Annotated in this window: 20 protein-coding genes; 13 read left to right on the top strand and 7 right to left on the bottom strand. The window is 73.6% G+C overall.

Annotated features, from left to right (window positions below; all coding sequences use genetic code 11):
- The first annotated feature begins 62 nt into the window (after positions 1-62).
- Positions 63-2,165: a cellulase family glycosylhydrolase gene (locus tag LPU43_RS21955; protein WP_373321776.1), complete on the top strand. Its 2,103-nt coding sequence runs from the start codon at positions 63-65 to the stop codon at positions 2,163-2,165.
- A 59-nt stretch (positions 2,166-2,224) separates the two neighbouring features.
- Here LPU43_RS21955 and LPU43_RS21950 read toward each other — a convergent pair whose 3' ends face one another.
- The 7 genes from LPU43_RS21950 to LPU43_RS21920 all read right to left on the bottom strand — a co-directional run bounded on the left by LPU43_RS21950 (position 2,225) and on the right by LPU43_RS21920 (position 8,861).
- On the bottom strand, positions 2,225-2,992 hold the full coding sequence (locus LPU43_RS21950) for a GntR family transcriptional regulator (RefSeq protein ID WP_229402385.1): 768 nt from the start codon (positions 2,990-2,992) through the stop codon (positions 2,225-2,227).
- A 92-nt stretch (positions 2,993-3,084) separates the two neighbouring features.
- On the bottom strand, positions 3,085-3,792 hold the full coding sequence (gene deoC / locus LPU43_RS21945) for a deoxyribose-phosphate aldolase (protein WP_229402384.1): 708 nt from the start codon (positions 3,790-3,792) through the stop codon (positions 3,085-3,087).
- 46 nt (positions 3,793-3,838) lie between these two features.
- Positions 3,839-4,294 (bottom strand): D-ribose pyranase, encoded by a 456-nt coding sequence (rbsD, locus tag LPU43_RS21940; RefSeq protein WP_229402383.1) that lies wholly within the window; start codon positions 4,292-4,294, stop codon positions 3,839-3,841.
- The gene (locus LPU43_RS21935) at positions 4,291-5,835 is read right to left on the bottom strand and encodes a sugar ABC transporter ATP-binding protein (protein WP_229402382.1); all 1,545 of its coding nucleotides are present in this window, start codon (positions 5,833-5,835) and stop codon (positions 4,291-4,293) included. Before LPU43_RS21935 ends, rbsD begins: the two co-directional genes overlap by 4 nt.
- 4 nt (positions 5,836-5,839) lie before the next feature.
- Positions 5,840-6,859, bottom strand: a complete 1,020-nt coding sequence (locus LPU43_RS21930; protein WP_229402381.1) for a substrate-binding domain-containing protein — start codon at positions 6,857-6,859, stop codon at positions 5,840-5,842.
- A gap of 53 nt (positions 6,860-6,912) precedes the next feature.
- Positions 6,913-7,944, bottom strand: coding sequence for an ABC transporter permease (locus tag LPU43_RS21925; RefSeq protein WP_229402380.1), 1,032 nt, complete (start codon positions 7,942-7,944; stop codon positions 6,913-6,915).
- A gap of 5 nt (positions 7,945-7,949) precedes the next feature.
- A complete protein-coding gene (locus tag LPU43_RS21920) occupies positions 7,950-8,861 on the bottom strand; it encodes a ribokinase (RefSeq protein ID WP_229402379.1) in 912 nt (303 codons plus the stop codon).
- Between the two features lie 414 nt (positions 8,862-9,275).
- Here LPU43_RS21920 and LPU43_RS21915 point away from each other — a divergent pair, with 414 nt between their 5' ends.
- From LPU43_RS21915 to LPU43_RS21860, 12 genes are all read left to right on the top strand, one after another.
- Entirely contained in the window at positions 9,276-10,511 is a 1,236-nt protein-coding gene (locus LPU43_RS21915; protein WP_229402378.1) for a S8 family peptidase, read from the top strand.
- Positions 10,512-10,578: 67 nt separating this feature from the next.
- Entirely contained in the window at positions 10,579-11,796 is a 1,218-nt protein-coding gene (locus tag LPU43_RS21910; RefSeq protein WP_229402377.1) for a S8 family peptidase, read from the top strand.
- A gap of 210 nt (positions 11,797-12,006) precedes the next feature.
- Positions 12,007-13,587, top strand: coding sequence for a chitinase (locus tag LPU43_RS21905; protein ID WP_229402376.1), 1,581 nt, complete (start codon positions 12,007-12,009; stop codon positions 13,585-13,587).
- A 280-nt stretch (positions 13,588-13,867) separates the two neighbouring features.
- Complete coding sequence (locus LPU43_RS21900; protein WP_229402375.1) at positions 13,868-14,986, top strand: SRPBCC family protein; 1,119 nt, start codon at positions 13,868-13,870, stop codon at positions 14,984-14,986.
- Between the two features lie 493 nt (positions 14,987-15,479).
- The gene (locus LPU43_RS21895; RefSeq protein ID WP_229402374.1) at positions 15,480-16,478 is read left to right on the top strand and encodes a glycosyltransferase family 2 protein; all 999 of its coding nucleotides are present in this window, start codon (positions 15,480-15,482) and stop codon (positions 16,476-16,478) included.
- 71 nt (positions 16,479-16,549) lie between these two features.
- Positions 16,550-17,554, top strand: a complete 1,005-nt coding sequence (locus tag LPU43_RS21890) for a glycosyltransferase family 2 protein (protein WP_229402373.1) — start codon at positions 16,550-16,552, stop codon at positions 17,552-17,554.
- The gene (locus LPU43_RS21885; RefSeq protein WP_229402372.1) at positions 17,551-18,648 is read left to right on the top strand and encodes a glycosyltransferase family 2 protein; all 1,098 of its coding nucleotides are present in this window, start codon (positions 17,551-17,553) and stop codon (positions 18,646-18,648) included. The genes LPU43_RS21890 and LPU43_RS21885 overlap by 4 nt, the downstream gene beginning before the upstream one ends.
- A complete protein-coding gene (locus tag LPU43_RS21880) occupies positions 18,645-19,676 on the top strand; it encodes a lysylphosphatidylglycerol synthase domain-containing protein (protein WP_229402371.1) in 1,032 nt (343 codons plus the stop codon). The genes LPU43_RS21885 and LPU43_RS21880 overlap by 4 nt, the downstream gene beginning before the upstream one ends.
- Positions 19,677-19,752: 76 nt before the next feature.
- A complete protein-coding gene (locus tag LPU43_RS21875) occupies positions 19,753-21,075 on the top strand; it encodes an aspartate aminotransferase family protein (RefSeq protein WP_229402401.1) in 1,323 nt (440 codons plus the stop codon).
- Complete coding sequence (locus tag LPU43_RS21870; protein ID WP_255686476.1) at positions 21,069-22,112, top strand: NAD-dependent epimerase/dehydratase family protein; 1,044 nt, start codon at positions 21,069-21,071, stop codon at positions 22,110-22,112. Before LPU43_RS21875 ends, LPU43_RS21870 begins: the two co-directional genes overlap by 7 nt.
- Positions 22,112-23,059, top strand: a complete 948-nt coding sequence (locus LPU43_RS21865; RefSeq protein ID WP_229402370.1) for a UbiA prenyltransferase family protein — start codon at positions 22,112-22,114, stop codon at positions 23,057-23,059. Before LPU43_RS21870 ends, LPU43_RS21865 begins: the two co-directional genes overlap by 1 nt.
- Complete coding sequence (locus LPU43_RS21860) at positions 23,056-24,228, top strand: endonuclease/exonuclease/phosphatase family protein (protein ID WP_229402369.1); 1,173 nt, start codon at positions 23,056-23,058, stop codon at positions 24,226-24,228. Before LPU43_RS21865 ends, LPU43_RS21860 begins: the two co-directional genes overlap by 4 nt.
- Positions 24,229-24,234 lie beyond the last annotated feature (6 nt).

The following is a 24,234-nucleotide window of genomic DNA, read 5'->3' as shown; positions in this document are numbered from 1 at the left end:
CGGGGTCCGGCCGCGCCCGGGTGAGGCCAGAGGGAACGACGACACATCCCGCGAGGAGCGTCATGATCGGTCTACGAGGCAGCGCACGACGGACACGACGGCGGGCCGGCGCGCTGGCCGGCGTCGTCACGATGCTGCTGGCCGGCGTCGCCGTGCTGGTGGCGGGCACCGCGCAGGCGGCGGCCGGCTGCACGGTGACGTACGCCGTCAGCAACCAGTGGCAGGGTGGGTTCGGCGCGAACGTGAACGTCACCAACCTCGGCGACCCGATCCGCGGGGGTTGGCGTCTGACCTGGACGTTCCCCTCCGGGCAGCGGGTCACCCAGGCGTGGAACGCCACCGTCACCGCCTCCGGCAGCAACGTGACCGCCGCCAACGTCGGCTACAACGCCGACATCGCCACCAACGCCACCGTCTCGTTCGGCTTCAACGGGACGTGGTCGGGCACCAACACCGACCCCGCCTCGTTCGCCCTCAACGGCGTCGCCTGCACCGGCGGCGTCGGCCCCACCACCGCGCCGCCGACGACCCCGCCGCCCACCACTCCCCCGCCCACCACGCCGCCGCCGAGCGGTGACGCGATGGCCGCCGTGGCCGCCATGCAGCCCGGCTGGAACCTGGGCAACTCCCTCGACGCCGTCGGCCCCGACGAGACCGCCTGGGGCAACCCGCGTATCACCGAGGCGCTGCTGGACAACGTGCGGGCCCAGGGCTTCCGGAGCATCCGCATCCCGGTCACGTGGAGCGCGCACCTGGGCGGCGCGCCCGGCTACGCGATCGAGGCGGCGTACCTGAACCGGGTGAAGGAGGTCGTCGACTGGGCGCTCGCCGACGGCTTCTACGTGATGATCAACATTCACCACGACTCGTGGCAGTGGATCAACACGATGCCGACCGACCGGGCCGGGGTGCTGGCGAAGTACAACGCGATCTGGACCCAGCTCTCGACCGCGTTCCGCGCCTCGTCGTCGAAGCTGGTGTTCGAGAGCGTCAACGAGCCCCAGTTCACCGGCAGCTCCGGCGACGCCCAGAACGCGGCGCTGCTCAACGAGCTGAACACCTCCTTCCACCGCATCGTGCGCGGCTCCGGCGGCAACAACGCCACCCGCCTGCTGGTGCTGCCCACCCTGCACACCTCGTCCGACCAGGCCCGCGTCGACGAGCTGGCGGCCACGTTCACGGCCCTGAACGACCGCAACCTCATCGCCACCGTGCACTACTACGGCTACTGGCCGTTCAGCGTGAACGTCGCCGGGGGCACCCACTTCGACGCGACCGCGCAGAAGGACCTGACCGACTCGTTCGACCGGGTGCACAGCGCCTTCGTCGCCCGGGGCATCCCGGTGATCGTCGGCGAGTACGGCCTGCTCGGCTTCGACAGCAGCACCGGCACGATCGAGCAGGGCGAAAAGCTCAAGTTCTTCGAGTACTTCGGCTGGTACGCCCGCACGAAGAAGCTCACCACGATGCTGTGGGACAACGGGCAGCACCTCGGCCGCACCTCGTTCCAGTGGAGCGACCCGGAGCTGATCGCCCAGATCAGGTCGAGCTGGACCACCCGCTCGGGCACCGCCTCGACGGACCTGGTGTTCAGCGCCAGGGCCGGCGCCGTCACCGCCAGGACGATCACGCTGAACCCGAACGGCACCACGTTCCAGGGGCTGCGGCACGGCAGCACCGACCTGGCCCAGGGCACCGACTACACGGTCAGCGGCAACCAGCTCACCCTCACCGCCGCCGCCCTCACCCGGCTGCACGGCAACCGGGCGTACGGGGTCAACGCCACGCTGCACGCCCGGTTCTCGGCCGGCGTGCCGTGGCGGATCGACGTGCGCACCCACGACCGGCCGATCCTGAGCGACGCCACCGGGACCACCGCCTCCTTCGCGATCCCCACCCAGTTCCGGGGCGACCAGCTCGCCACCATGGAGGCGAGGTACGCCGACGGCAGCAACGCGGGCCCGCACAACTGGACCTCGTACAAGGAGTTCGACCGGGCGTTCAAGCCGGACTACGCCGGCAACTCCATCGCGCTGACCCCCGCCTTCTTCGCCGAGGTCAACGACAACTCGCCGGTCACCCTCACCTTCCACTTCTGGAGCGGCGAGCGGGTGACGTACAAGGTGACCCGGTCCGGCACCGCCGTCACCGGCGCCACCGCCTGACCGACGCGCGGCGGCCCGCGCCCGCCCCTTCCCGGGGGCGGGCGCGGGTCGCGGCCGGGTCAGTGGCGGCTGAGCAGGGAGGTCACCCGCATCCGGTCACTGTGGATCCACACGTCGGAGTACTCGATCGGGGTGCCGTCGTCGAGGTAGGTGATCTGCTCCAGGTACAGCAGCGGGAAGCCCGGCGGCACCCCGAGCGCCTCGGCGATCCGCCCGGCGGCGGCGGTCGCGGTGAACGTGCGCCGGCCGGTGCTGATCTTCAGCCCGTGGTCCTTCTCCAGCAGGCCGAACAGCGAACGGTCGCCCAGGTCCGCCCGGTCGAGGCCCGGCGCCAGGTCGGTGCGCACGTAGTTGACCAGCCAGGCCACCGGCCCCACCGTGCTGGACCGCAGGCGCTCCAGGCGCAGCACCGACTGGCCGGGGCGCAGGTCGAGCAGCGCCGCCACCGGCGACGGGGCGGCCATCACCTCGCGGGAGACCACCTGCGTGGTGACCTGGACCCCCTGCCGGGCGAAGTCCTCCGACAGCGTCGTGAGCTTCTGGGCGATCGAGGGCTCGATGGCGGTGGAGGTGACGAACGTGCCCCTGCCCCGGACCTGCACGAGCAGGCCGTCACGGATCAACGTGGACAGCGCCCGCCGCAGCGTGCCCCGGGAGATGCCAAGCTCGACGGCCAGCTCCGGCTCGCTGCGCAACCGGTAGTGCGGCGGCCACTCGCCGGACACGATCCGGGCCCGGATCCGCTCGGAGACCTGGGCGTGCAGCGGGGCCGGGGCATCCCGGTCGAGTCGGTCGGCCGCCACCTGGGGGCTGGACTGGTCGGACATGGCGCCTTCCCGTGGGGGGCCCGTCGCCCCTCGACCACCGCGCCGGGCGTGGTGCGACGCCGCGGCCGGTGCTGTCGAGGGGCGACGGACGGTCAGTAGCTCGTGGTGTTCTCGTCGGTGTTGTCGCTGACGATAGCCACCCCGGCGCTGGTGCCCAGCAGCACCGCCCCCGCGCGCAGCAGCGACACCGCCTGGTCGAACGACTTGATCGAGCCGGAGGCCTTGACCTTGACGCCCTCCGGGGCGCGGGCCACCAGGTAGGCGACGCTGGCCGGGTTCGCCACCTCGACCGCGCCGCTGCTGGCGTTCTTCAGGTACGCGGCACCGGCCTCGATGGACAGCTCGACGGCGGCCTCCCGCTCGGCCTCGGTGAGCAGCGGCAGTTCGAGCATGACCTTGATCGGTACGCCGGAGGCCTTCACCACGCCGGCGATGTCGTCGCGGAACGCGTCGTACCGGCCGCTCTTGAGCCAGCCGAGCTGCACGCCGATGTCGATCTGCGTGGCGCCGGCCCGGACGAGGCTCTCGGCCTCGGCGGCCTTGCCGGCGCTGGTGGTCACGCCGACGGTGGGGAAGTCCAGCGCCGAGGCGACGCCGATGTCGGTGCCGCGCAGCACCTCGGCGACCTCGGCGACCCAGGAGCCGGGGACCATGGCGGCGTCGAAGCCGTACCGGATGGTCTCCTCGGCGTGGGCGACGATCCGGTCGCGGGTGATGCCGACGTCGATGAGGGTGTGCTGGATGTAGGGCGCCAGCGTCGCGGGGGTCAGTTCGGCGTCGGTCGGAAGGGCAGTGCTCACGGTTCTCTCCAAGGTGGTACGTCGTGGTGCGGGGGTCGGGCGCGGACTACATCCGGTCCTTGTAGTAGTCCGGGACGACGACGCCGGGCTCGTCGAACCAGCGGGGCACGTCCACGCCGCAGACCAGGCCGACGTTGCCCCAGGGGTTGAACGCGCCGGTCCGTACGATCGCCTTGGCCTGGTGGGCCAGCTCGCCGAGCATCTCGGCGTGCGGGCGGGTGGTCGTGGGCACGCCCGGGAAGCGCTGCCCCAGCCAGTCGGCCAGGGGCCGGTTGTGGGTGGTCACGTCCTCGGCGACCACGACGCCCTCGACGATGATCTCGTCGGCGACGAGGTCGAGCACGGTGGTCAGCTTCGGCAGGTCCTCGGTGATGGCCAGGTCGACGCGGTGGGCCGTGCGCGGGATGGGGAACCCGGCGTCGACCACGAGCAGCAGGTCGGTGTGGCCGAGGGTGGCGAGCACCCCGCTCAGCTCGGCGTTGAGCAGTCCTCTGCGTTTCATGCTTTCTCCTTCATGGTGTGTGCGCCGGTGGCCAGGGCCATGACCTTCTCCTCGGTGGCCTCGGCGGCCGGGATGACACCGACGAGGCGGCCGGCCGCCATGACGGCGATCCGGTCGCTGACGGTGAGCAGTTCGGGCAGGTCCGAGGAGGAGACGAGAATCCCGACGCCGGCTTCGGTGAGGCTGCGGAAGAGCCGGTAGATCTCCGCCTTGGCACCGACGTCGACGCCGCGGGTGGGCTCGTCGAGCAGCATCAGCCGGGGCTCGATGGAGAGCCAGCGGGCGAGCAGCGCCTTCTGCTGGTTGCCGCCGGAGAGCTGGGTGATGCCCTGCGCCGTGCCGGAGGTCTTCACCGTCAGCTCGCGGGCGCGGGTGTCCGCGTCGCGGCGCAGCGCCCGGCGCCGCAGCAGGCCCAACCGCTGGCGGCGGCTGAGCGTCAGGATGTTGATGTTGTCGGCGACGCTCATCGTGGGCAGGATGCCCTGCTGGCGGCGTTCCCCCGGCAGGTAGGCGACGCGGGCGCGGATGGCGTCGCGCGGCGAGCGCGCGGTGAACGCCGCGCCGTCGAGCGACAGCTCGCCGCCGCTGACCGGGTCGGCGCCGAAGATGCCGCGCAGCAGCTCGATCCGGCCGCTGTCGGGCAGGCCGGCGACGCCGACGACCTCGCCGGGGGCGATGTCGAGGTCGATGCCGGTGAACCCGGTGCCGCTGACGTCGCGCATCCGCAGCCGGGGGGTCTCGGCCGGCGCGGGCGGGGGCGTGTCGTGCCGACCGAACTCGGCGGCGAGTTCCCGGCCGACCATCGCCGCGACCACCTGGTCGGGGCTGACCCGGGCGGTCGGCCAGTAACCGACGTGCCGGCCGTCGCGCAGCACGTGGATGTGCTGGGACAGCGCGAAGACCTCGGGCATCCGGTGCGAGACGTAGAGCATGGTGACCCCGTCGCCCTGCAGACCCCGGATCACCCCGAACAGCCGGTCCGACTCGGCCGGGGACAGGATCGACGTCGGTTCGTCGAAGATGACCACCCGCGCCTCCCGGGCCAGCGACCGGGCGACCACCACGAGCTGCTGCGAGGCGGCGTCGAGGTGCCGGACGGTGCGGCGCGGGTCGACCCGCAGGCCGAGCCGGTCCAGCAGCTCGGCCGCCCGCTCGTCCATCCGACGCCGGTGCGGGAACGGTCGGGGGCCGGGCTCGGCGCCGAGCATGATGTTCTCGGCGACGGTGCGGTCCTGGGCCAGGGCGAGTTCCTGCGGGACCAGCGCGACCCGGTGCCGGCTGAGCAGGGTCGCCGGGTCGAACCGGCGCACCTCCTCGCCGTTCACCCGGACCGTGCCCGTGGTGGGCCCGTCCAGCCCGGCCAGGATCTTCATCAGGGTCGACTTGCCGGCGCCGTTCTCCCCCATCACCGCGGTGAGGCTGCCGTCGGGGACGCTCAGGGTCACGTCCTGGAGGGCACGGACGGGCCCGAAGTGCCTCGACAGACCCGTCACCTCGACGGCGGCCGTCGTCGGGGCGGCGATCGTGGCCGGGCTGGTCATGGGGTCAGCCCTCCACCGGAACGTCGGCGACGTTGCCCCGCGTGACGACGAGGACGCCCGTGTCGACGCTGGAGATCTCGGTGCCGTTCTTCAGGAAGTCGGCCAGCAGCTTGACCGACTGGAAGCCCTGCTCGGCCGGGGCCTGGCTGATGCTCAGGTCGACGACGCCGGACTTGAGGTACTCGACGGTCTGCGGCTGCACGTCGAAGCCGAGCGAGTGGATCTTCCCGACGTTGCCGGACTGCTGGAGCCACTTGGCCCCGGCGGTGAAGCTGCAGCAGTCGAGGGAGACCAGCGCGATGGCGTCCTTCTGGGCCGACATCGTGGACTCGATGGTGTTGTAGGCGGCGCTGGGCTCGTTGCCGGTGTTCACCGGGCCGACGATCTGCAGGCCGGCGTCCTTGACGCCCTCCTGGAAGCCGGAGAACCGGTCGTTCGACCAGCCGGCGCCGGAGTCGACCGAGGTGACCACGACCTTGCCGGTCTTGCCCTTGAGCACGCCGACCAGTTCCTTGGCCAGCGAGCGGCCGGAGGCGACGAGGTCCTGACCGACGAAGCCCATCTGCTTGGACTCCGGGTTGTTGGTGTTGAAGGAGATGATCGGGATGCCCGCGTCGTACGCCTGGGCGATGACCGGCTTGAGCGCGTCGTTGCTGGCCGAGGAGACGGCCAGGCCGTGGATCTGCTTCTGGTTGATCAGCGTCTGCAGCTCGGCCACCTGGTCGGCGGGGTTGCCGCCGGACGGGCCGATCATCTGTGCCTCGACGCCGAACTCCTTGGCACCGCGCTCCATGCCCTGGCGGATCGGGACGGCGAAGGCCAGCGACGGGTCGTGGTAGCTCAGCTTGATCTTGAGCGTCTCGCCCTTCGACACGGCGGTCTTGATGTGCTCGGCGAGCTTGAACTCGCCGCTGCCGCCGTCGGCGCTGGTGGCCGGGGTGACCGCCCCGCAGGCGGCGTTGGCCACCAGCGCGAGGCCGAGGGTGGCGACGACGGCGACCCGTCGCCGGAGGGAGAACTTCATGGGGTGGCTCCTTACGGTGTGGGGGTGCGGGGTGGGGCGGACGCCGGGGAGGGTCACCGGCGACCCGATCGCTTGCGCAGCCAGGTATCGGCGGCCACGGCGAGGATGATCACCGCGCCGGTCGCCACGGTCTGCCAGAACGAGGAGATGCCGCGCAGGTTGAGGATGTTCTGCAGGACGCCGATGAACGCGACGCCGATGACGGTGCCGAGCATGGTGCCGGAGCCGCCGAACAGGGCCGCCCCACCGATGATCACGGCGGAGATGGCGGTCAGCTCCATGCCGGTGCCGGTGACGCCCTGCACGTACGAGAGGAAGGACAGGCCGAGCACGCCGGCCAGGCCGGCGAGCGTGCCGGAGAGGGTGAACGCGGTGACCTTCACCCGGCCGGTGTGGATGCCGCACAGCCGGGCGGCCTCGGCGCTGCCGCCGACGGCGTAGGTGTTGAAGCCGTAGCGGGAGCGGGACAGCACGATCATGCCGACGACGGCGACGAGCGCGAAGAGGACGAGCTGCATCGGCAGCAGGCCGAACAGCTTGCCCTGGCCGAGCAGGTTGAACTCGGCCACGCCGGGGTCGTCGGAGGAGAGCGAGATCGGCGAGCCGCCGCTGAGCAGCAGCGTCACGCCCCGGTAGACGCTCAGCGTGCCGAGCGTGACGATGAACGACGGAATGCCGAAGCCCACCGTCATCAGGCCGTTGATCAGGCCGGCGACCGCGCCGGCGGCGATCCCGCCGAGGGCGGCGAGGGGCCAGGCGACGTCGGAGGTCATCAGCAGCCCGCAGACCACGGCGCCGAGGCCGTAGATCGAGCCGACGGAGAGGTCGATCTCCGCGTTGATGATCACGAAGGTGACACCGACGGCCATGATGCCGATCTGGGCGATCTGCTGGCCGACGGTGAGGAAGTTGTCGGTGCCGACGAAGCCCGGGGCGATCAGGGTGCCCAGGGCGAACAGCACGACGAGGGCGAGGAAGGTGCTGGCCTCCCGCGCGTGCAGGAAGCGGCGCAACGGGGAGCCGGCGCGGTCGGTGGCGGGCTTCGCCACCGGCGGCGCCGCGGGGGCGGTGCTCGTCTGGGTCATCGGTCTCATCTCCTCAGCAGGGCCGCGACGTCGTCCGGGTGGGGCAGGGCCGGGATGACCTCGGCGACGCCGACGGTGTGCGCGCCGGCGGCGGCGGCGAAGCGGACCGCGTCGGCGAGGGCGTCGCCGCGGGCCAGGGCGACGGCGAGCGCCCCGGTGAAGGCGTCACCGGCGCCGGTGGTGTCGACGACCCGGTCGACGGTGATCGGCGCGACGTGCTCCCGCTGCCCGTCGTGGTCGACGAGGGCGCCGTCGGCACCGAGGGTCAGCACGATCGTGCCGGCGTAGCGGGCGCGGAGCAGGTCCACCAGTTCGTCGCCGGTGGCCGCGTCCTCCGGGTCGCGGCCGGTGAGCACCCGGGCCTCGCTGGCGTTGGGGGTGACCACGTCGATCCAGGCCCACGCCTCGTCGGGCAGGGCCACGGCCGGCGCGGGGTTGAGCAGCGTGCGCACCCCGCGCTCGTGCGCGGTGCGCAGCGCCGCGACGGCCACCGGCAGCGGGATCTCCAGCGAGACCACGACCAGGTCCGCCTCGGCGATGCGGTCGGCGAAGCCCGCCACGTCGTCGGGGGTGAGCTCGTCCAGGGCGCCGGGGGCGATGGCGATCCGGTTCTCGCCGTGCTCGTCGACGAGGATGACGCCGACCATCGTCGCGGCGTCGGCGGTGCGGACCCCGCTGGCGTCGATCCCCTCCTGCGCCCAGAGCTCGCGGGCGGCGGCGCCGAACTGGTCGGGGCCGACGGCGGTCAGGAAACTGACCCGCGCGCCGAGCCGGGCGGCGGCCACGGCCTGGTTGGAACCCTTGCCGCCGTGTCCCGAGGCGAAACGACCCCCGGAGAGGGTCTCCCCGGCGACGGGCACCCGGGGTACCCGCATGGTGAGCCCGGCGCCGTAGCTGCCGACCACTGCAATCTTCATCCTGGCCTCATGTTCATGGACAACCATGTACAACTTCAGGGGACCGTAGAGAGCCTCACCCCGCGATGTCAAGAGACCGCCGCGCGGCGGCCCGAAACCTTCCCGAAACCCGTCGGCCGAGCGGGTCCACGCCGAAACGCCCGCAGTGAGGCCTTTGCTCCCCCTGCGGCGGGGGGATTTCGGCCCCCAGGGAGGCCCCTGTCCGGAGCGGGCCCGGGCCCCACGCGAGGGCTCCGCGACCCCGGGTCGGGCGCCCCGCGTCGCGCGCCTTCCGGAGCGGCCGCCATACGACCACGTTATGAACTGTTCGGTATATAGATGAACGCAGATGTTATTTGTAGGCTCCCTCCAACCGATCAGCCGTCCCCGGATCACGAAAGCCGGGGCACGGCCAGAACAAGGGAGGACCGGGAGATGACACTCCCCCGCACGAGCCCCCGCCGGTTGGCCGCCTTCGGCGTCTTCACCGCCGCCGCCGTGGCCACCGCCATGGTCGGCACCCCGGCCGGCGCGGCCCCGGCCACCGGCGACATCCTGTTCGCCGGGAGCGCCACCGCGGTCAAGGACAGCTACATCGTCGTGCTCAAGGACGCCGCGGTCGGCGGGCGGGCCGGCACCCGGGAGGCGGCCGTCGCCAGCTCGGCCGGCTCCCTGGCCAAGCGGTACGGCGCGGCCGTGGGCCACGTGTACGGCACGGCGCTCAACGGCTTCGAGGCCCGGCTGTCGGAGAAGGCCGCCAAGCGCCTGGCCGCCGACCCGTCGGTCGCCTACGTCGAGCAGAACCAGACGGTCACCACGACCGCCACCCAGACCAACCCGCCGTGGGGCCTGGACCGGATCGACCAGACCGCCCTGCCGCTGAACAGCGCGTACAGCTACACCAGCACCGGCAGCGGCATCACCGCGTACATCATCGACACCGGCATCCGGACCAGCCACAACGACTTCGGCGGCCGGGCCGTCGACGGCTACGACGCGGTGGACAACGCCCTGCCGGCCGCCGACTGCAACGGCCACGGCACCCACGTCGCCGGCACCGTCGGCGGCACGACCTACGGCGTGGCCAAGGGCGTCCGGCTGGTCGCCGTGCGGGTGCTCGACTGCGCCGGCAGCGGCACCACCGCGGGCGTCATCGGCGGGGTCAACTGGGTGACCTCCAACCACCAGGCCGGCCAGCCGGCGGTGGCGAACATGAGCCTCGGCGGCGGCCTCAACACCTCCCTGAACACCGCCGTGGCCAACTCGATCGCCGACGGCGTCAGCTACGCGGTGGCCGCCGGCAACTCGAACGCCAACGCGTGCAACTACTCCCCGGCCGCGGTGCCCGCCGCGATCACGGTCGGCGCGACCCAGAGCAACGGCGCCCGCGCGTCGTACTCGAACTACGGCACCTGCCTGGACATCTTCGCGCCGGGCTCCGCCGTGCTGTCGGCCTGGTACACCAGCGACACGGCGACCAACACCATCAGCGGCACCTCGATGGCCTCGCCGCACGTGGCCGGCGGCGCCGCCCGCGTGCTCCAGAACAACCCGACCTGGACGCCGGCGCAGGTGGCCTCGCACCTGGTCTCGACGGCCAGCACCGGCACGGTGACCAGCCCCGGCACCGGCTCCCCGAACCGCCTGCTCTACCTCTCCCCCTCCAGCTGACCTGACGATCGCGCGCCGGCCCCGGGGTCTCCACCCCGGGGCCGGACGGCGTGGGAAAGGACAGACCATGCGCACTCTCGGCATCCCGGGCCGGCGTCCCCTGGCGCTCGGCCTCGGCGCGGTTCTGGCCCTCGGCGCGGTCCTGGCCGCCGGCTCGCCCGCCTCCGCCGCCACCGGGGAGATCCGGCGGGCCCCCGGGGCCACCGCCGTGCCCGGCAGCTACCTGGTGGTGCTGCGCGACGACGCCGGGGCCCGCCCGGCGGCCGCCGCGGTCGCCGCCACCGCCGACCGCCTCGCCGAGCGGTTCGGCGGCGCGCGGGGCCACGTCTACCACGCGGCGGTACGGGGCTTCGAGGTCCGGCTGTCGGAGCGGGCCGCGCGGCGGCTGGCGGCCGACCCGGCCGTGGCCCACGTCGAACAGAACCAGGTGGTGACGCTCGCCTCCGGTGTGCAGCCCAACCCGCCCTCCTGGGGCCTCGACCGCATCGACCAGCACCTGCTGCCCCTCGACGGGCAGTACGCCTACCCGAACACCGCCCCCAACGTGCGTGCCTACGTCATCGACACGGGCATCCGGGCCAGCCACGTCGACTTCAACGGCTCGGTCGCCGGCGGGTACGACGCCGTCGACGGCGCGCTGCCCGCCGACGACTGCAACGGCCACGGCACCCACATCGCCGGCACGGTCGGGGGCCAGCAGCACGGGGTGGCCAAGGACGTGCGGCTGGTCCCGGTGCGCGTGCTCGGCTGCACCGGAAGCGGCCAGCTCGCGCAGGTCATCGCCGGCGTCGACTGGGTCACCGCCAACGCCGTGAAGCCGGCGGTGGCAACGATGGGCCTGGGCGGCGGCCCCAGCGCGGCGCTCGACGCCGCGGTCACCAACTCCGTGAACTCGGGCATCACCTACACCGTCCCGGCGGGCAGCTCCAACAGCAACGCCTGTAACTACTCGCCGTCGCGGGTGCCCGTGGCGCTCACGGTCGCCGGCACCACCCCCGCCGACGCGCGGATGTCCTCGGCCAACTACGGCACCTGCGTGGACATCTTCGCCCCCGGCCAGGGCATCAAGTCCACCTGGCACACCGGCGACACGGCCACCAACACCATCAGCGGCAGCCCGATGGGCGCCGCGCACACCGCCGGCTGCGTCGCGCTCGCCCTGTCGGCCAACCCCACCTGGACGCCCGCCCAGGTGGCCGCCCACCTCGCCGCGACCGCCACCCCCGGGGTGGTCGCCAATCCGGGCTCCGGCTCGCCGAACCGTCTGCTCTACTGCGGCCCCTGACCCCCGCCACGCTCCACCGTGGGGCGTGGGGACGCCCACGCCCACCGGCCCACCCGCACGGGTGGGCCGGTCCGTCGACGCGCGCCGCCCCGCCGGGGCGGCGCGCGATTCCGTTCGAGATCGATATAGACAACTACAGTTAACAAACCTAATAATTGGTCACCCCGCCGACACGTCAGCGCGCGGGCCGCCCCCGTACCGGGAGGACCGATGCCTCGCCCACGCCGTACCCCACTCCTGGCCGCCCTGGCGGCCCTTGCCACCGCCGCCGCCACAACCCTGTTCGTCGCCGGCCCCGCCATGGCCGCCGGGCCCACCGCCACCCTCACCAGGGCCTCCGACTGGGGCGGCGGGTGGGAGGGCCGGTACACCATCACCAACGGCGGCTCGACCCCGATCGCCGGCTGGCAGGTCGCCTTCACGCTGCCCGCCGGCACCACGCTCGGCTCCTACTGGGACGCCACGGTCAGCAGCGCCGGCCAACGGCACACCTTCACCAACCGGTCCTGGAACGGCACGGTCGCCCCCGGCGCCTCGGTGTCGTTCGGCTTCCTCGTCACCGGGCCCGGCTCCCCCACCGACTGCACCCTCAACGGGGTCTCCTGCGGCGGCACGCCGCCTCCCTCGGGGCCCCCGACCAGCGCTCCGCCCACCAGCGCCCCGCCGACCAGCGCTCCGCCCACCACCCCGCCGGCAACCACCCCGCCGCCGAGCAGCCCGCCGCCCAGCAGCCCGCCGCCGACGACCGGCCCACCGGTCAACGGCCTGCCCAAGCGCGCCCTGATCGGCTACCTGCACGCCAGCTTCGCCAACGGCTCCGGCTACGTGCGGATGGCCGACGTGCCGGCGGACTGGGACATCATCAACCTCGCCTTCGGCGAACCCACCTCGGTCACCTCCGGCGACATCCGCTTCCAGCTCTGCCCCGTCACCGAGTGCCCCAACGTGGAGACCGAGGCGGAGTTCACCGCGGCGATCCGCGAGAAGCAGCGGCAGGGCAAGAAGGTGCTGCTCTCCATCGGGGGCCAGAACGGGCAGGTGCAGCTCACCACGACGGCCGCCCGGGACGCCTTCGTGCGGTCGGTCGGGTCGATCATCGACCGGTACGGCCTCGACGGCCTGGACATCGACTTCGAGGGCCACTCCCTCTACCTGAACACCGGCGACACCGACTTCCGTAACCCGACCACGCCGGTCGTGGTCAACCTGATCTCGGCGGTCCGCACCCTCAAGCAGCGCTACGGGGCGAACTTCGTGCTCACGATGGCCCCGGAGACCTTCTTCGTCCAGCTCGGCTACCAGTTCTACGGGTCGGGCCCGTTCGGCGGGCAGGACCCGCGCTCCGGGTCGTACCTGCCGGTGATCTACGCCCTGCGCAACGACCTCACCGTCCTGCACGTGCAGGACTACAACTCCGGCCCGATCATGGGCCTCGACAACCAGCACCACTTCATGGGTGGCGCGGACTTCCACATCGCGATGACCGACATGCTGCTCGCCGGCTTCCCGGTCGCCGGCAAGGCCGACGCCATGTTCCCCGCCCTGCGCGAGGACCAGGTGGCCTTCGGCACGCCCGCCTCCACCCACGCCGGTAACGGCCACGTTGCCCCGCCCGGCGTGCAACAGGCGGTGACCTGCCTGGTCAAGGGCCAGAACTGCGGCGGATACACCCCCCGCAGCGGGACCAACCCCGGCTTCCGGGGGCTGATGACCTGGTCGATCAACTGGGACCGCTTCGTCGGCGGGGAGTTCCGGCTCAACCACGGTCCGTTCCTCAAGTCGCTGTCCTGACCGACGCCGACGGGCCGCTGCCGGCGACGGCGGCGGCCCGTCGGCGCGCCCGGGACGCCCATGTGGTTGCCGGGCATCCCGCACGCCGGCCGGACGCCCCGGCCGGGGGACCTCGATGCGGCCGTACCAAGCGAAGGGTCGCTCTCATATACACATTTGCCGGCGTAAGGCTCTAATTGTCGATACCGTTGCCGGTCGCCACGGCCCACCTGGGGCCGTGCCGGTGAGTGACGGATCCCCCACCCGGCACTCCGGCGCGCGCCACCCGTAGAGTCTCGCCGTGACCGAGATAGGCGCGCAGGTCGAGCTCTCCCACCCCGCCGACCGGGTCTGGCGCGCGTTGACGGATCGGGAACTGCTCGCCCGGTGGTTCACCGAGGCCGAGCCGGTCCCCGGCCGGCCGGGGCAGTTGCTGCTGTACACGGCGGGGCTTCCCGGCTTCGACTCCGCCGTCGACGCGGAGGTGACCGGACGGTGGGAGCCGGAGTCGCTGGTCCTGCGCTGCCACGAGGCCGGCCGGCGCACGGTGCTGACGTGCGCCGTCACCCCCACCGCCGAGGGGTGCCGGCTGGCGGTCCGCGAGACGCTGGAGCACGGCGCGTGGCCCGTCGAGCAGCGTGTGCGTCGCGAGGAGTCCTACCGGCAGGCGCTGACCGGGCGGCTGCCCGCCATCCTCGACTGGCTCGCCTTCCAGCAGGTCGACCTGGGCGGCCACGACCTCACGGCCACGGCCGAGATCCCGGTGACCGAACTCGGCGCCGCACCGGCGGCGAATCGCCGCAGCCGCCGCACCGCGCTGGTGGCGGTGCTGGGCGGCGGCGCGCTGGCCACGGGCCTGGCGGCGTGGGCCCTGCTGCCCGCCGGGTCCGAGCACGCCGCCGCGCCCGCCCCGACGACCCCGCCCGCCCCGAGCGCCGTCGCCGTCGGCACGAGCGGCCCGGCCAGGACGGCCCCCTCGGCCCGGCCCACGCCGACCGCCACCAGGAGCGCCCGGCCGAGCCGCGCCCCCTCCCCGTCCTCGTCCCCGTCCGCCACGCCCTCGGCCAGCCCGTCGCGCACGCCGTCACCGACCCCGTCGCCGACTCCCGCCCTGCGGGCCCGCTACGAGACCGTGACGACCCGGTTCTTCGGCTACGCCGGCGAGGTGGTCGTCGACAACCCGGCCGGCACGGACGCGCGGGACTGGCGGCTGGTCGTCACCCTCGCCCGGGGCGCCGCGGTCGTCGACGCCGACGGCGCGCAGTGGCGACAGGACGGGCGGTCGGTCACCTTCACCGGGCCGGCGGTGCCGGGCGGGCGGTCGCGGACGATCCGGTTCGAGGTTCGCGGCGGCGACCACCGCGCCGCCAAGGCGCCCGAGGGCTGTGCGGTGGACGACCGGCCCTGCGCCGGCCTGTGATGTCGGGCGGCGGCGTCCGGGCCGCCGCGGGCGCAAGGGCCACCATTCTCGCCGGCCCCCGGCCTGCCCTTTCGCCTCTCCCGAGGGCCTGAATCCCGCACACACCACGCCTCCCGACACATCGTCATTGATGCGCATTAATGCGTCTCGGATGACGGCGGTCCGCCGGAGAACCAGGCCGGCATGACACCCGGCATATTTCGTCCGGGCATTCCTGGCAAGGGACGAATAAACCCCGGACAGGATGTGGGATCCCCCTGTCAAGTCCTTGACGCGATCACCGGACGGCCGCAATATATAGACGCAGCTCATTTTATTGACCGTTTGCGACAACCATTACCTTCCTGCGACGACGCCAGAAATCGAAACGGAACAACGTCCCGTGATCCCGCCGGCCAAAAGGCTTCGGCGTCGCGTCCCACGACTCGATCATGCGGCACCGCGTGCCCGCGAACCGCCGGCGCGCGCCGGCCCCGACGTGAGGAGAGGCAGAGTGGAACCGCTGGTCTCGGTCGTCGTGCCCTGCTACAACCGGGCCCGCACGGTCGCACTGTGCGTACGGTCGGTGCGCCGGCAGACGTATCCGGCCGTCGAGGTCGTCGTGGTCGACGACGCCAGCGACGACGGCTCCGCCGAGGTGGCCGAGGCGGCGGGCGCCACTGTGCTGCGCCTACCGACGAACAGCGGCCCCGGCGCCGCCCGCAACCGGGGCGCGGCGCACGCGCGGGGCGAGATCCTGTTCTTCCTCGACGCCGACGTGGCCCTGGAGCCGGGCAGCGTGGCGGCGGCGGTCGCCGAGCTACGCTCCGACCCCCGCCTCGGGGCGATCTGCGGGGTGCTGCGCCCGGAGTCGCTGCTGTCGCAGAACCTGGTCGCCGAGTACCGCGCGTTGCAGATGTACCACTGGTGGCTGGCCCGCGAGGGCCCCATGGAGGGGCTGCACACGGCCCTGTGCGCGATGCGCGCCGACGTGTTCCGCGAAATCGGGCCGTTCAACCCGGACCTGCGGCACACCGAGGCCCCGGAGTACGGCCACCGGCTCGCCCAGCGCTACGACGTGCGCAGCACGGCCGCCGTCGCCGGCGTGCACGACCACGACACCACCCTGCGGGTCCTGCTGCCGAAGGTGTTCCTGCGGGCGCGCGCCAGCGCGGCCGAGGTGCGGCGCGGGGAGGTCCTCGGTGGTGCGGCCTCCCGCGTGCTGGCCAGCGGCCTCGTCCTCGCCGCCGCGCTCGCCGCGCCACTGCCGCTAGTGGCCGGGCCCGCCGCCGCGCTGGTCCCGGTGGCGCTGGTCGCGGCGGCGGTGGCCCTGGACGCCGGCACGTACCGGCGGGTGGCCGACAGCCGGGGGATTCCCTTCGGCCTGCGGTTCGCCGCCGTCCACCTGCTCTACCAGCTCACCTCGGCGGCCGGGGCGGCGGTCGGGACGGTCGAGCGGCTCGCGCGCCGCGCCGCGTGGCGGGCCCGCCCCCGGGTCGGGGCCACCCGATGACCCTGCTGCGGCGCGCGGCGGCCGGCCGGACCGGCCCGGCACGCCCCGTAACCACCGACGGGAGGCCCTGAATGTCCGGGCCCGACGCGGTGGCGGTGATCGTGCCGAACTACAACAAGGCCAAGACCCTGCGCGCCTGCCTCGAAGCCATCTACGCCCAGACCCACCCACCCACCGAAGTCATCGTCGTCGACGACCACAGCACCGACAACTCCCCCGACATCGCCCGCCAATTCCCCTGCACCCTCATCCACACCCCCACCAACAGCGGACCCGCCACCGCCCGCAACACCGGCGCCACCACCGCCACCGCACCCCTGCTCTTCTTCGTCGACTCCGACACCGCCCCACACCCCGACGCCATCGCCAACGCCCTCCACATCCTCCACACCACCCCCGACGCCGGCATGGTCCAAGGCATCTACGACCCCCACCCCCTCTACGACGACGGCCCCGTCGAGGCATACCGCGTCGCCTTCGAACACTTCTGGCGACACCGCAGCGTCGGGCGGCGACGGGCCGCGACCCTCTTCGCCGCGAGCCTGATCCCCCGCGCGGTCTTCGACGAGGTCGGCGGCTTCGACGAGGGGCTGCGCACGGGCGAGGACGCCGAGTTCGGCACCCGGATGCCCGAGCGGTACCGCCTCGTGGTGACCGACCGGGTCCGCACCCGGCACGACGACGTCGACCGGTTCCTGCCGTTCGTGCGGGAGCAGTTCGGGTTCGCCACCGCCACGCCGATGGTGATGCTGCGGGCGCGGGGGCGGCGCAACGCCGGCACCGGGATGCGGGTCAACGCGATCTCGCCGACGGGGCTGGTGCTGTCGGGGCTGGGCCTGCTGACCCTGCCGTTCGTGCCGCTCGCGCCGTGGCTGGCGGCGCTCTGGCTCGCCCTGCTCGCCGCGTCGGCCGCGACGAGCCACGACTTCCTCCGCTTCACCTACCGCTTCCGGGGCGCGCGCTTCGCCGCGTACGCCACCGGGATGCACCTGCTGCTGTACGCGCTGGCGGTGGTCGGCACCGGCGTGGGCGTGCTGCGGGTCGCCCACGCCCTGGCCCGGGGGGCGGCGCGGTGAGCGGGCCCGACGCGGTGGCGGTGATCGTGCCGAACTACAACAAGGCCAAGACCCTGCGCGCCTGCCTCGAAGCCATCTACGCCCAGACCCACCCACCCACCGAAGTCATCGTCGTCGACGACCACAGCACCGACAACTCCCCCGACATCGCCCGCCAATTCCCCTGCACCCTCATCCACACCCCCACCAACAGCGGACCCGCCACCGCCCGCAACACCGGCGCCACCACCGCCACCGCACCCCTGCTCTTCTTCGTCGACTCCGACACCGCCCCACACCCCGACGCCATCGCCAACGCCCTCCACATCCTCCACACCACCCCCGACGCCGGCATGGTCCAAGGCATCTACGACCCCCACCCCCTCTACGACGACGGCCCCGTCGAGGCATACCGCGTCGCCTTCGAACACTTCTGGCGACACCGCAGCGTCGGCCACGACACCGGGGCGCTACTGGCCGCCGCCCTCGTGCCCCGGGCGGTCTTCGACGAGGCGGGCGGCTTCGACGAGGGGCTGCGCGACGGCGAGGACGACGAGTTCGGGACCCGGCTGCCGGCCCGGTACCGGATCGTGGCCACGGACCGGGTCCGCACCCGGCACGACGACGTCGACCGGCTGCTGCCGATGCTGCGCGAGCAGTTCGCGCGGGCCCGCACGAAGCCCGCGCTCATGGCGCGGACGTGGCGGCGGCAGCGCGCCGGGGCCACGGGCGCCCGGGTCGAGATGATGTCGCCGGGCCGGTTCCGCCACCTCGAACGGTCGGCCCGGCTGACCCTGGTCGCGTCGGGGCTGGCGCTGCTGGCCGTGCCGCTGACCGTGGTCGCGCCGTGGCTGCCCCCGGCCCGGCCCGCCTTCGCCTGGCTGGCGCTGACCTCGCCGGCGCTCGCCGCCGTCGTGGTGGCCGCCAACCACGCGTTCCTGCGGTTCGCGTACCGGCTGCGGGGGCCGGGGTTCGCCCTGTTCGCCGCCGGGCTGCACGTGCTGGCCCAGGCCACGCTCGTCGCCGGGCTCGCCGCCGGGGTGCCGCGCGCCGGGCGCGCGCTGCTGGCCGGGCACGCGGCTCGGGTGGCGGCGCCGGCGGGGGCGCGGCGATGAGCCTCGACGTCTCCGTCGGCCCCGACCGGGCCGCAGCGCCCGCGCCGCGCTGGCGGCGTCGGCTGTGGCGGGCGGTCACGGTGGTCTTCGCCCTGGTCGTGGCCGTCGCCGTCGGGCGGGCCCTGGCGGGGCAGGACTGGTCGGTGGTGGCCGTGCTGCTCGGGCGGCGCGACGGCGTGGAGATCGGCCTGCTGCTGGCCGGCGCCGTGGCCGCGGCGACCGTGGGCCCGCTGCTGGGGATGCTGTCCTGGCGGGCGATCCTGCTGGAACTCGGGCCGCCGGTCAGCCGGACCCGCGTCCTGCGGGTCTTCTTCGTCGGCTTCCTCGCCAAGTACGTGCCCGGGAAGGTCCCCGGTGTGGTCGCCGCCCTCAAGGTCGCCACGGCCAACGGGGTGACGCTGCCCCGGATGCTGGTCTCGGGCACCCTCAGCACCCTGCTGGTCCACCTCACCGGCCTGACCGTCGGCCTGCTCACCGGCGCGCGGGTGCTCGGCGACCGGGCGGTGTGGCTGGCCCTGCCCGCCGTGCCGCTGGTGGTGGCCGTGTGCTGGCCGGCCGGGCTCGGCCATGTGACCCGCCTGGTGCTGCGGCTGCTGCGCCGGCCCGAGCCGGCCCGGTCGGTCTCCGGCCGGGCGGTGCGCGTGGCGGTGGCCTGGCAGACCCTGTCGTGGCTGGTCAGCGGCCTGCACCTGTGGCTGCTGGCGGTGGCCATGGGCGCCGCCCCGGTGCCCGCGCTGGCGCTGTGCGTGGGGGCGTTCGGGCTGGCCACCGTGGTCGGCGTGCTGGCCGTCGTCGTCCCCGACGGGCTGGGGGTCCGCGAGGCCGTGCTGTCGGGGGCCCTGGCGCTGGTGCTCCCGGTGCCCTCCGCCGTGGCGGTGGCCGTGGCGAGCCGGCTGGTCACCACCGTCGGCGAGGTGGTGCTCGGCGGGGCGGCGCTGGCGGTGGTGGAGCTGGTCCATCGAAGGTCGTCCGCATCGGATGCGGCGTTGCCGAAGGAGATGAATGGTGCCCAGGTTGATCGGACTTGAGGAGTGCGAGGCGCTGACGGCGCGCGAGGTGCACGACCTCTACCGCCGGTACGTCAGCCGGTCGCAGGTGTCGCTGATGACCACCTTCGGCTTCGGCCGGGAGCTGGTGGACCGGGCCGAGGGCGCCTGGGTGCACATGCGCGACGGCAACCGGGTGCTGGACATGTCCGGCGGGGTGGGGGTGCTCAACCACGGGCACAACCACCCCCGCGTCCTCGCCGCGCGGGCCCGCTTCGCCGAGCAGCGGCGGATGGAGGTGCACAAGGCGTTCTTCTCGCCGTACCTGGCGGCGCTGAGCCACAACGTGGCGGAGCTGCTCCCCGGCGACCTGAACATCTCCTACTTCCCGAACTCCGGGGCGGAGGCGAACGAGGGCGCGATCAAGCTGGCGTACAAGTACCACGAGGGCCGCCGGCAGACCATCCTGCGCGCCGACATCAGCTTCCACGGCAAGACCCTCGGGGCGGGCAGCCTCACCGGGTCGGCCGAGAACCACTTCCGGTTCCCGGGGCTGCCCAACGCGGTGGTGTACCCGTACGGCGACGTGGCGGCGGTGCGGGCCGCCGTGGAGGCCACCCGCCGGCCCGACGGCTCCTGCGACGTGTACGCGCTGATGGTGGAGCCGTTCAGCGCGTCGAGCATGCGCTGCTGGTCGGAGTCGGCGCTGCGGGAGCTGCGGCAGCTCTGCACCGACGAGGAGATCGTGCTGATCTTCGACGAGGTCTACACCGGCTGGGGCAAGACGGGGGAACTGTTCTACTTCATGCGCCACGAGGGCCTGCTGCCGGACGTGCTCGTCTACTCCAAGTCCCTCGGCGGCGGGAAGGCGTCGATCTCCGGGTACACGGTGCGGGAGAAGCTGTTCCGCAAGGCGTACGACCGGCTCTCCGACGTGATCCTGCACAGCACCACGTACTACGGATTCGGCGAGGAGACCGCGACCGCCGTCGAGGCGGTCAACGTGGTCGTGGAGGAGGACTTCCCGGCCCGCGCCCGACGCGTCGGGGCGATCCTCGGCCCCGGCCTGGAACGCGTCCGCGCGGCCCACCCGGACGCGGTCGACCGCGTCGCGGGCGTCGGCGCGCTGTGGGGCGTGTTCCTCAACGGCGGCCCCAAGCTGCTCGACCTGGCCGGGAAGCTGGTCCCCGGCTTCGCCCACGACCCCCGGTTCGGCACGAAGCTGATCACCCTGTCGGTGATCGCCCACCTGTACCGCGAGCACAAGATCATGACCTACTACAGCCCCAACGTGGAGAACCCGCTCATGGTCGCCCCGACCCTGATGGCCGAGCCGGCGGACCTGGAGCACTTCCTCCGGGCGCTCGACGCCACCCTCGCGCTGGGGCTGCGCCGGCTGCTCACCGGCTTCGTACGCGAGAAGGTGAGTTCCGCGTGGTAGGCGACGGCCGCCCGGTCGTGGTGACCGGCGCGAGCGGAATGCTCGGCGGCTTCGTCGTCCGCCGCCTGGCCGCCGAGGGCGTGCCCGCGCGCGGGGTGGACGTGCGACCGCCCGCCGACCCGGGGATCGGCGTCACCGTCGCCGACGTGCGGGACCGGGCCGCGATGACCGGGGCGTTCGCCGGGGCCGGCGCGGTGGTGCACTGCGCCGCCGCGCTGCCCAGCTACGCCCCGGCCGAGATCCACTCGGTGATCGTCGACGGCACCCGCAGCGTCCTGTCCGCCGCCCGCGACGCGGGCGTGCCCCGGGTCGTGCACATCTCCACCACCGCCGTGTACGGGCTGCCCGAGCTGGTGCCGACGCCGGAGACCCACCCCCGCGCGCCGGTGGACGCCTACGGGCGCGCGAAGGCCGCCGCCGAGGAGGTGGCCGAGGAGTTCCGCGCCGCCGGGCTCTGCGTGCCGGTGCTGCGGCCGAAGACGTTCCTGGGGCCGGGGCGGATGGGGCTGTTCGCCATGCTCTTCGAGTGGGCGCACGAGGGACGCCACTTCCCCATCCTCGGCCGGGGCGACGTGCGGATCCAGATGTGCGCCGTGGAGGACCTCACCGAGTGCGTCCTCACCGCGCTGCGCGCCGACCCGGCCGCCGCCGACGACACCTTCAACGTGGCCGCCGCCCGGTTCGGCACGCTGCGCGAGGACTTCCAGGCGGTGCTCGACGCGGCGGGCCACCACCGGCGGGTCGTCTCCGTGCCCGCCCGGCCCGCCGTGGCCGCCCTCCAGCTCCTCGGCCGGGCGCGGCTCTCCCCCGTGTACGACAGGCTGCTGCACAAGCTCCTCGCCGACTCCTACGTCAGCACCGACAAGGCCCGCGAGCGGCTCGGGTTCGTCCCGGCGTACTCCAACCGGGACGCCCTGCTGGCCACGTTCGACTGGTGGCGGGCCGAGCGCTCGCGGGGGGCGGCCCGCCCGGCCGGGCGCACCAGCCGGGAGCCCTGGGCGCAGGGGGCCCTGCGCGTGGCGAAGGTGTTCTTCTGATGAACCCCGTCCTGCCCACCCCGGCGGCGCCGGCCACCGCCGCGCGGCCCACCGTCGGCGCGCGCACCGGCGCCCTGACCGCCGGCCTGGCCCGGCTCACCCGGCCCGACCAGTGGCCCAAGAACGTCGTCGTCATCGGCGTGCCGCTGCTCGACCCGCTCTCCTGGAGCCGCGCCGGGCTGACCGACCTGGCCGGGGCGATCGTCGCGTTCACCCTCGCCTCCGTGCTCGTCTACGTCCTCAACGACCTGCTCGACCGGCACCGCGACGCCGACAACCCGGAGCGGTGGCACCGCCCGATCGCCTCCGGGCAGGTCTCGCCGCGGGTGGCTGCCGTGTTCGCCGGGGGCGTGGCGGCGCTGCTGGTCGCCCTGCTCGCCCTCCAGAGCGCGGCCACCGCCTGGCCCGTGGCCGCCTACCTGCTGCTCAACCTCGCCTACTCCCTGGGCCTCAAGCACGTGCCGCCACTGGACGTCTTCCTCGTCGCCGGCGGCTTCGTGCTCCGGCTCACCTACGGCTACCTGGCCACCGGCGCCCCCATCCCCGGCTGGCTGCTCACCGCCGTGTTCACCCTGTGCCTGCTGCTCGTCCTCGGCAAGCGCCGGCAGGAGCTGCACGCCACCGGGGCCGCGCACCGGCCCGCGCTGCGCGGCTACACCGTGGCCCTCACCGAGCAGCTCATGCAGCTCTCGGCCGCCCTCACCGCCGGCAGCTACCTGCTCTACCTGCGCGACGAGGCGCCGCTGGGGGCGTACGACGCCACGGCGGTGGTCGTGCTCACCCCGATGGCCGTCTTCGGGCTGTTCCGCTACCTGCAACTCGTGCTCGTGCAGAACGCCGGCGGGAACCCGGTGCGTACCCTGCGCGATCCCGTCCTGGTCACGAACACCGCCCTGTGGGCGGTGCTGTCCGGCGTGCTCCTGCTCGCCGCCCGGGGCCAGGGATGACGACCCACGCGCCGGCGGAGGTCCAGCGGCCCACCGGGCGCGGGGGCGCGCACCGGCGACCGGCGCGGCGCGGGCGGTGGGTTGCCCGGCTGCTGCTCGGCGCGGCCGGCGCGTGGCTGACGTTCGTGGCGGCGCACCTGCTGCTGTCCGGGCGGGCCTGGTGGTGGAACCTCGACCTGGTCCCGCCGCTGCTCTTCCTCGCCGTGCCGCTCCTGTTGCTGGCCGCCGCGCCGCTCGCGCGGCGCGCCCGGGCGGTGGGCGCGGCGCTGGCCGTGGCGTCGCTGGCGCTGGGCTGGCCCTGCGCCGGGGTCAACGCCGCCGCCCTGTGGCACCGGCCCGCCCCGGCGCCGCCGGACGCGATCCGGGTGTTCTCCTGGAACACCTGGTACTGGGACCAGCTCGTGCGCACCGGTCCCGAAGGCGAGCCGATCCGCGACCCGGACCGGTTCTACCGGTACCTGCGGGCGCAGCAGGCCGACGTGTACCTGCTCCAGGAACAGCTCTACGTCACCGGCTCGGACTGGACCCCGCTGCCGGTCACCGACCCGGACCGGGTGCGCCGGGAGTTCCCCGGCTTCCACGTCGCGGTCTCCGGCGAGCTGGTGACGCTGTCCCGGTTCCCGATCGTCCTGGACCGCCCGGTCGACCTGCGCCCCTGGCTGGCGCGGTCGTGGCCGGACCTCCCGCCGGCCGACTCCCGGCTGCCGGCGTACCACACGGTCAAGACGCTGCGCACGGACCTGCTGGTCGGCGGGCGGGTGGTGTCGTTCTACAACGCGCACCTGCAGGTGCCGGTCGTCGGCCTGCCGGCTCGCCGCCCGGACACCGCCGACGACAGCCTGGCCCGCCACGACCTGCGGCGGGCCAGCTACCGGGCGCTGGCCGCCGACGCCGCCGGCAACCCTAACCCGATCGTGCTGGCCGGCGACCTCAACACCTCCCCGGCGATGCGGCTGCTGCGCGCGCTGCCCGACCGGCTGGTCGACGCCGGCGCCGCCCTGCGCTCGCCGTACCCGACCTCGTGGGCCTGGTACGGGCTGCCGCTGTGGCGGCTCGACTGGGTCTTCACCACCTCGGACGTCGACGTGCACCGGTACCGGATGGTGCCCCCCGACGGCCTGTCCGACCACAGCGGGCAGCTCGTCGTCGTGTCGCTGGAGAAGCCGTAGCAGCCG

Source organism: Micromonospora okii (assembly GCF_020884795.1).
Taxonomy (GTDB): domain Bacteria; phylum Actinomycetota; class Actinomycetes; order Mycobacteriales; family Micromonosporaceae; genus Micromonospora; species Micromonospora okii.
This window is presented reverse-complemented; position numbering and strand designations above follow the sequence as displayed.

Coding starts and splice junctions, on each gene's coding strand:
- LPU43_RS21955 (WP_373321776.1), top strand. CDS start 63: ATGATCGGTCTACGAGGCAGCGCACGACGGACACGACGGCGGGCCGGC.
- LPU43_RS21950 (WP_229402385.1), bottom strand. CDS start 2,992: ATGTCCGACCAGTCCAGCCCCCAGGTGGCGGCCGACCGACTCGACCGG.
- rbsD (WP_229402383.1), bottom strand. CDS start 4,294: ATGAAACGCAGAGGACTGCTCAACGCCGAGCTGAGCGGGGTGCTCGCC.
- LPU43_RS21935 (WP_229402382.1), bottom strand. CDS start 5,835: ATGACCAGCCCGGCCACGATCGCCGCCCCGACGACGGCCGCCGTCGAG.
- LPU43_RS21930 (WP_229402381.1), bottom strand. CDS start 6,859: ATGAAGTTCTCCCTCCGGCGACGGGTCGCCGTCGTCGCCACCCTCGGC.
- LPU43_RS21925 (WP_229402380.1), bottom strand. CDS start 7,944: ATGACCCAGACGAGCACCGCCCCCGCGGCGCCGCCGGTGGCGAAGCCC.
- LPU43_RS21920 (WP_229402379.1), bottom strand. CDS start 8,861: ATGAAGATTGCAGTGGTCGGCAGCTACGGCGCCGGGCTCACCATGCGG.
- LPU43_RS21915 (WP_229402378.1), top strand. CDS start 9,276: ATGACACTCCCCCGCACGAGCCCCCGCCGGTTGGCCGCCTTCGGCGTC.
- LPU43_RS21910 (WP_229402377.1), top strand. CDS start 10,579: ATGCGCACTCTCGGCATCCCGGGCCGGCGTCCCCTGGCGCTCGGCCTC.
- LPU43_RS21905 (WP_229402376.1), top strand. CDS start 12,007: ATGCCTCGCCCACGCCGTACCCCACTCCTGGCCGCCCTGGCGGCCCTT.
- LPU43_RS21890 (WP_229402373.1), top strand. CDS start 16,550: ATGTCCGGGCCCGACGCGGTGGCGGTGATCGTGCCGAACTACAACAAG.
- LPU43_RS21880 (WP_229402371.1), top strand. CDS start 18,645: ATGAGCCTCGACGTCTCCGTCGGCCCCGACCGGGCCGCAGCGCCCGCG.
- LPU43_RS21875 (WP_229402401.1), top strand. CDS start 19,753: ATGACCACCTTCGGCTTCGGCCGGGAGCTGGTGGACCGGGCCGAGGGC.
- LPU43_RS21865 (WP_229402370.1), top strand. CDS start 22,112: ATGAACCCCGTCCTGCCCACCCCGGCGGCGCCGGCCACCGCCGCGCGG.
- LPU43_RS21860 (WP_229402369.1), top strand. CDS start 23,056: ATGACGACCCACGCGCCGGCGGAGGTCCAGCGGCCCACCGGGCGCGGG.